Origin of the sequence: Telluria aromaticivorans, from assembly GCF_013003915.1 — a bacterium.
Classification (GTDB): domain Bacteria; phylum Pseudomonadota; class Gammaproteobacteria; order Burkholderiales; family Burkholderiaceae_D; genus Telluria; species Telluria aromaticivorans.
Genome location: NZ_JABAIV010000019.1, coordinates 1 through 6433, shown reverse-complemented (window position 1 = coordinate 6433; position 6433 = coordinate 1). Strand labels below are relative to the sequence as shown.

Genomic DNA, 6433 nt, shown 5'->3' with positions numbered 1-6433 from the left:
TTGCGCCGATGATAGTGCTGCAACCAGTGTGAAAGTAGGTTATCGTCAGGCTAGTTATAAAGAAAAAGCCCGCTAGTGAACTAGCGGGCTTTTTTTCGTCTTGATCAAAACCCCACCAGGGCACGAATCCGCAACGCGGATCCGGCGGTGGGGTTTTTTGCTTTGTGCAAAGCAGAGCCCACTCGCTCGGATCCACACCGTGGATCCTCACCTGGGTGCGATTTTTTGCGTTTGGGCGAAGACCCCACTGTAAAAATGTGCACATGACAGCCGGCGCCACACCAGCGCGATGACCGTCCCGATCTCTCAAGCAGGGCGTGAGGGCATTCCTACATTTCCGCGAAACCTTCTCCTATACAGACCTTCACCAGCTGCGCGCATGATCGACCCATTGGTTCAGCACGCAGAGGAGCGATCATGAAATCCAAAGAGAAGGTCAAAGGCGGGGACAATCGTGCCCGGGGCATTCACAAGCCGAAGGTCATGACGGTTGCAGAGGGCAGCCTGCAGAGCAGGGCGCCCGGCTATGTCATGCCTGGCGGCGCGGATACGCTGTTTCCGAAAGCGAATTTGGGCTCGATGCAGGCCGACCTGAACCGCGGCACCCGCAACGGCGTGGGCACCCAGCACGGCGCATGGAGTGCGCGCCAGCAGGCGCAGCGCATGCAGGCGCGTGGTGAACAGGATCGTCTTGGCCAGATCCAGCAGTCTAACGGCATGGAACAGCAGCAGTCCGCTGGTTCCCTGCAGTCCTCATCGGGCAACTCCGGTTCGCGGCAATCTGGCCTCGAGGCCGCGCCGCAGGACGGTGCCGATCAGTCCGCCTCCGACTACGCTAGCAAGCCCAGCCGCAAAGCACCGCGCTCCTGACCCGGGCGCCTTGCGCATCTGAACCCGGACCCGTTCCGGGTTTTTTTACGCCTGTCCGTTTGCCTTGCTAATCACCCGTGCACAGGAAATTTGCACCGCAGGCCCTGCAGGCACAGCCTGTGCAGGCAGTCCACGGCACACCGGCGCTGCCCTGCGTGCAAAACTGGGGCACAATGCGGCTGTGATCCTTGCCATTTCAACCACGACGGGAACAGAATGAACGAACAGGTTGCACGCGATGTCGTCCTGGTACGCGCCATCGAATCCGCGGACGCGAAACACGAGGTCCTGAGCGACGAGGACCGCAAGTATGCAAGCCGCAGTGCGAAAGAGCTGGCCGCCTGGCAGGCCGCTGACAGCAAGACTGCGGTCACCTCCCACCATTTCCTGCAACAGCGCTCCGAGCAGATCCTGAAACGCCTTGGCGAACGCACTCCGGCGTTTGGCGCCTTCGCCCGCCGCAAGCTCGGGCTGTCCGGGATCTGGCTGGCCCTGCCATTCCTGGCACTGGTGAGCGGCGCCGCCATCGACCGGATCGCCGACCCGCACCGCGTCGACCTGCTGTCCGCGCCTTTCCTCGTCATCATCGGATGGAACCTGCTGGTGTATTTGTTCCTGCTGGTGTGGGCGCTCGTTCCCGGCAAACGCCACGGCTGGGCAGGGCCGAACCTGCTGCGGCGCCTCAGCGTCGGCAAGGCTGTGCTGCCACGCAAGCTGCCGGGACCCCTGGCCAATGGCGTCACCGCCTTCATGGGCGATTGGGCCGCGCTGAGCGAACCACTTGCCCGCGCGCGCCTGAGCCGCACCATCCATCTCGCAGCTGCATGTTTCGCGCTTGGCGCCATCGCCTCGCTGTATGCCCGCGGCCTGCTCACCCAATATGTGGTCGGATGGGAGAGCACTTTCCTCGCCGGCCGCGATGTCCACACCCTGCTGTCCTGGCTCTTCATGCCGTCCATGAGCATCTTCCCCTTCCTGCAGGGTTTCTCGCTGACTGAAATCGAACTGCTCCGGTTCGGGCGTGCGGTGTCGACCGCGAGCGGCGAGCGCTGGGTCCACCTGTACGGCGCGACCTTGCTGCTGCTTGTCGTGTTGCCCCGTCTTTTACTGGCCGCAGTCGCCGCATGGCGTGCGCGCCGCCTGTCGCGCGACTTCCCGCTCGACCTCGACCAGCCGTACTACCGCAAGCTGGCCGACAGCATCGGCGCCGGCAGTCCCGCGCTGCTGCGCGTCTTCCCCTACAGTTATACCCTCGACGAGGCGCGTGACCGTGGCCTGTGGGCGATCGCCGCCGCAGCGCTCGGGGGCCAGGCGCGGGTCCAGTTACGCCCGGCGATCAGCTACGGTATCGATGCAAAGGAGGCGCTGCAGGACACGGTCCTCGACGAACCCGGCGTCACCGTCACCGCAGTCCTGTTCAGCCTCGCAGCCACGCCCGAGAACGAAAACCACGGCGCCATCCTCGACTACCTGGCCAAGCGGGTACGGCGCGGCGTCGCCGTGCTGGTCGACGAATCCGCCTTTATCGAGCGCGCCGGCGAGAAGCCCGACCATGCGACGCGCCTCGCCGAGCGGGTCGCCTTATGGCGCCAGTTCTGCAGCTTCCACGGCACCTCGGCCACCTTCGTCAACCTGGTCCAGCCCGACAAATACCCGGTCGAACTCGGCGCCGGGCTGGCCCTGCCGGAGCTGCGATGAACGAAGCTCCCGTCAAGATCCAGTTCGCGCTCGTCTCGCACACCAACAACGGCAAGACCACGCTGGCCCGCACGCTCGTGGGCACCGATGTCGGCGAAGTGCGCGACGCCGCCCACGTGACCCAATTCTCCGAAGCCCACCTGCTGCAGTCGAGCGAAGCGGGCGACACCCTCGTGCTGTGGGATACGCCGGGTTTTGGCGACTCGGTGCGCCTGCTCAAGCGCCTGTCGATGGCGGGCAACCCGATCGGCTGGTTCCTGCGCGAGGTGTTCGACCGCTACCGCGACCGCCCGTTCTGGCTCAGCCAGCAGGCGCTGCGCGCGGCCAAGGAAGAAGCCGACGTCGTGCTTTATCTCGTCAACTCGTCGGAGTCGCCGCAAGATGCCGGCTACCTGCCGCCGGAGATGAAGATCCTCGAGTGGCTCGGCAAGCCGGTGGCCGTGCTGCTCAACCAGATGGGGCCACCGCGGCCCGGTTCCGAGGAGTCGGCCGAGCAGGGACGCTGGAAACAGCACCTCGCGCAGTTCCCGGCCGTACGGGAAGTCCTGCCCCTGGACGCCTTCGCCCGCTGCTGGGTGCACGAGCATGTGTTCTACGAGGCGATCGGCAAGCTGATCGAGCCCGATAAACAGGCGGGCTATGCGCGCGTGCTGGCGGCGTGGGAGGCTGCGAACCAGCAGCGTTACCGTAACGCGCTGCGCCTGGTGGCGGAACTGCTGGCGGTTGCGGCGCGCGACCAGCAAGAGGTCGCCGGCGAGGGCAAGGGCCTGCTGAAGTCGGCCCTGAAAGCGGTTGGACTGGGCAAGGACGAGCAGAAGCGGCAGGAATTGGCGATGGCCGCGCTGGTGCAGCGCCTCAACGATGAAATCGGTACGACCACGGCGCGCATGCTGGTCCTGCACCGGCTCGATCCCGGGGAGGCAGGCGCCATCAACGCGCGTGTGCGGGAAAATTTCGCCGTGCGCGCACCGGTCGACAAGGCGCAAGCGGGCTTGCTGGGCGCCGTCGTGTCGGGCGCCGCGACCGGGCTGTCGGCCGACCTGATGGCGGGCGGCCTGACGCTCGGCGGCGGCGCGCTGCTCGGGGCGATCGTCGGCGCCCTGACGATGGCGGGCGCCGCCTGGGGTTTCAATGTCGGCACCGACCGCAACCAGCACACCGTGCAGTTTGCAGATGCCTTCCTCCAGACCCTGCTGACCGGCGGGCTGCTGCGCTACCTCGCGGTGGCGCATTTCGGGCGCGGCCGCGGCAATTATGTCGAGAGCGAGGCGCCGCCGTTCTGGCAGGCCGAAGTCGAACGGGCTGTCGGTGCGCATGTGGGCGACCTGCCGGCGCTATGGCGCGCGCTGCGTGCGGCGCCGGACCTGGGCGCCGCCGTCGCGATGGCGGAAGGGGCCATCACCCCGGCTGCGGACGCGGTGCTCGCGCAGCTGTATCCGGCAGCGGCGCTACCGGTGCCGGCATCGCCTGCACTGGAACCGGTACCGGTTACTGAAACTGGTACTGCGCGCTGAAGCCGAGCATCCAGTTGCGGCCCGGCGCAGCTTCGTAGTAGCGCCGGTTTGATTCCGCCACGATCACCGAGCCGACGATATCGCGATCGAGCAGGTTGTTCACGCGGAGGTATTCCTTGAGCCTCCAGCGGCCGACCTGCTGGCGCGCCTGAAGCCGCGCGTTGAGCATGCCGTACCCCGGCGCAGGTACCGCCGTGTTGGCATCGTCAGGATGGATCTTGCTGCTGGCCTGCGCTTCGAGCGCGGCATTGATCTGGCCGTCCCGCGCAGTCCAGCCCAGCTCAGAAAACATGCTGGCGCGCGGCACGCCGGGCAGGCGGTTCCCCTGCGGGATGGCGCCGAAGCCGTCGTCGTAGATGGCGCGCAGCAGGTTGGCCGCGACCAGCGTGTTCCAGCCGCCGGCGAAGGTCGAGGCAACCGACAGCTCGACGCCCTGGCGCAAGGTGCGCCCTGCATTCCGGTAGCTCGTGCGTCCGCCGCTCGAGGCATCGACAACCAGCTCGTCGCGGGTGCGGGCCTGGAACAGTGCGATATCCGCCCGCGTATGGGCGCCGAACATCGACTTGGCGCCGACTTCGAGATGGACGCTGCGGCTCGGCGTGAGGCCGAAATTGAATCCCGCACCGGTCGCCGAGTAGAACAGTTCGTTGAGCGTCGGCGTCTCGAAGCCGCGCGCCGCACTCGCATACACGTTCAGCGAAGGCGAAATCTTGCGCAGCACGCCGAGCACCGGCGCCGTGCCGTTGTAGGAAGTGCCGCCGCTGTCGTCGCCATTCGCAGCGAAGCGGTCGCTCACGCCGACCTTCAGGCGCGTGTGACGCAGGCCGCCGGTCAGCACCCAGGCGCCGGATTCCCACTGCGCCTGGATATAAGGATCGATGCTCGTGAGGCGATTGTCCTCGTCGCGGCGCAGCCGGCCTTTCACGCCGAAACCGGTGCTGTCGAAATTCTCGAAGCCCTGACGCGCGTCTTCCGAATCCGCATATTCGACACCGAAGGTCGTGCGCAGCGTTCCTGCACCCAGGGCGCGCACGTCCTGCCAGTTGACGTCGACGCCACGGAAGTCGCGGTCGAAGTCGATCACGCCGCCCGAGTGGGTAGGGGGCTGCTGGAAGGCGCGCGAGAACGACTGGTACTGGATCACGCGGCGGTTGCCGCCATACACCGTCAACTGCAGGCGATGAGGACCGAAGCGCTGCTGCCAGTTCAGGCCGAGCTGCTGGTGATCGATGCTCTTGCGGGTGTCATAGCGTTCCGCGAAGGTGCGCTGCGGCGTTTGTGCATCCGTCGTGTCGATCTCGCCCGCGCGCGGATCACGCTCAAAGGTCTGCCAGGTGACGCCGAGCGGATCCTGGGTGTCATCTTGCTCGAGCGAATTCGCCACGATGGTCAGCTTGCCGTCGCGACCAGTGGGTAGCGTCAGCTTGGCATAGGCCTGGTCGCGCGTCGCGGCGCTATGGTCGCGGTAGCCGTCCGTTTCGAAGCGCGAGGCATCGATCACATATCCGATTGCTCCCGCCTTGCCCTGCGCATTAACGTCGGTCTTGCGCAGGCCGTCGCTGCCGGCAGTGGTCGCGAGCTCGACCCTTGGGGCGCCTTCGCCGTCCCGTGTAAACAGCTGGATCACGCCGCCCGAATGGTTCCCATACAAGGCCGAGAACGGGCCGCGCAACACTTCGATACGCTCGGCCATGTCGAGGTTGAAGGTCGCAGCCTGGCCCTGGCCGTCCGGCATCGTCGCGGGAATGCCATCCGCCACCAGGCGAACGCCCCGCACGCCGAAGGACGAACGCGCACCGAAGCCGCGCGAGGACACCTGCAAATCCTGCGCATAATTCTGGCGGTTCTGCACAACGATACCCGGCACCGTTACAAGCGATTCCGACAGGTTCACACGCGGCTGGCCCGCGCCGATGCGCTCCGCATCGACGACACTGACAGCTGCCGGGAGGTCGAAACTCTCCTGCTCGGTGCGGGAGCCGGTAACCACCACTACCGCTTGGGGCGATGCGATCGTCTGGGCAAACGCAGGGGAGGCGACGCTGGCGAGCAGGCCGGCGACGAGCGGCACAGGGGGGAGGCGGAGGGACATTGATTGTTGAGCAAAATGGACAGATTGCCATCATAACCGTAGCGTTGCCGGGATGCCGTTCCGCAGATGCGCGCGGCCGCACGAAAGGCCTTGCACAAGACCCGCGGCGTTTGCTATAGTTCGCCTCCGCTTCCGAACACTCAGCAGTAAGTGCTGATGTGGGGACTGAAAACGTTAACGTAATCAAGTAGTTACGCTAATGAAGTCCGCAGAGAAATCTGCAACGAAGCAAAAAACAGGATTGACGAGCAACGCGAAT

Annotated in this window: 4 protein-coding genes; 3 read left to right on the top strand and 1 reads right to left on the bottom strand. The window is 65.6% G+C overall.

The genetic code is table 11. From position 1 onward, the window contains the following. Positions 1-417: 417 nt before the first annotated feature. The 3 genes from HGB41_RS23070 (at position 418) to HGB41_RS23060 (ending at position 4082) form a co-directional block, all read left to right on the top strand. Positions 418-870, top strand: a complete 453-nt coding sequence (locus HGB41_RS23070; RefSeq protein ID WP_171088656.1) for a hypothetical protein — start codon at positions 418-420, stop codon at positions 868-870. A gap of 216 nt (positions 871-1086) precedes the next feature. Further along, positions 1087-2568, top strand: a complete 1482-nt coding sequence (locus HGB41_RS23065; protein ID WP_171088655.1) for a DUF2868 domain-containing protein — start codon at positions 1087-1089, stop codon at positions 2566-2568. Beyond that, the gene (locus HGB41_RS23060) at positions 2565-4082 is read left to right on the top strand and encodes a DUF3482 domain-containing protein (RefSeq protein ID WP_171088654.1); all 1518 of its coding nucleotides are present in this window, start codon (positions 2565-2567) and stop codon (positions 4080-4082) included. The genes HGB41_RS23065 and HGB41_RS23060 overlap by 4 nt, the downstream gene beginning before the upstream one ends. Here HGB41_RS23060 and HGB41_RS23055 read toward each other — a convergent pair. Continuing rightward, positions 4057-6174, bottom strand: coding sequence for a TonB-dependent receptor family protein (locus tag HGB41_RS23055; RefSeq protein WP_171088653.1), 2118 nt, complete (start codon positions 6172-6174; stop codon positions 4057-4059). The two genes, HGB41_RS23060 and HGB41_RS23055, sit on opposite strands and share 26 nt — an antisense overlap. Between the last annotated feature and the right edge of the window lie 259 nt (positions 6175-6433).

What these genes read in the sequence shown, in the direction of transcription:
- HGB41_RS23070 (WP_171088656.1), top strand. Translation starts at nt 418, where the DNA reads ATGAAATCCAAAGAGAAGGTCAAAGGCGGGGACAATCGTGCCCGGGGC.
- HGB41_RS23065 (WP_171088655.1), top strand. Translation starts at nt 1,087, where the DNA reads ATGAACGAACAGGTTGCACGCGATGTCGTCCTGGTACGCGCCATCGAA.
- HGB41_RS23060 (WP_171088654.1), top strand. Translation starts at nt 2,565, where the DNA reads ATGAACGAAGCTCCCGTCAAGATCCAGTTCGCGCTCGTCTCGCACACC.
- HGB41_RS23055 (WP_171088653.1), bottom strand. Translation starts at nt 6,174, where the DNA reads ATGTCCCTCCGCCTCCCCCCTGTGCCGCTCGTCGCCGGCCTGCTCGCC.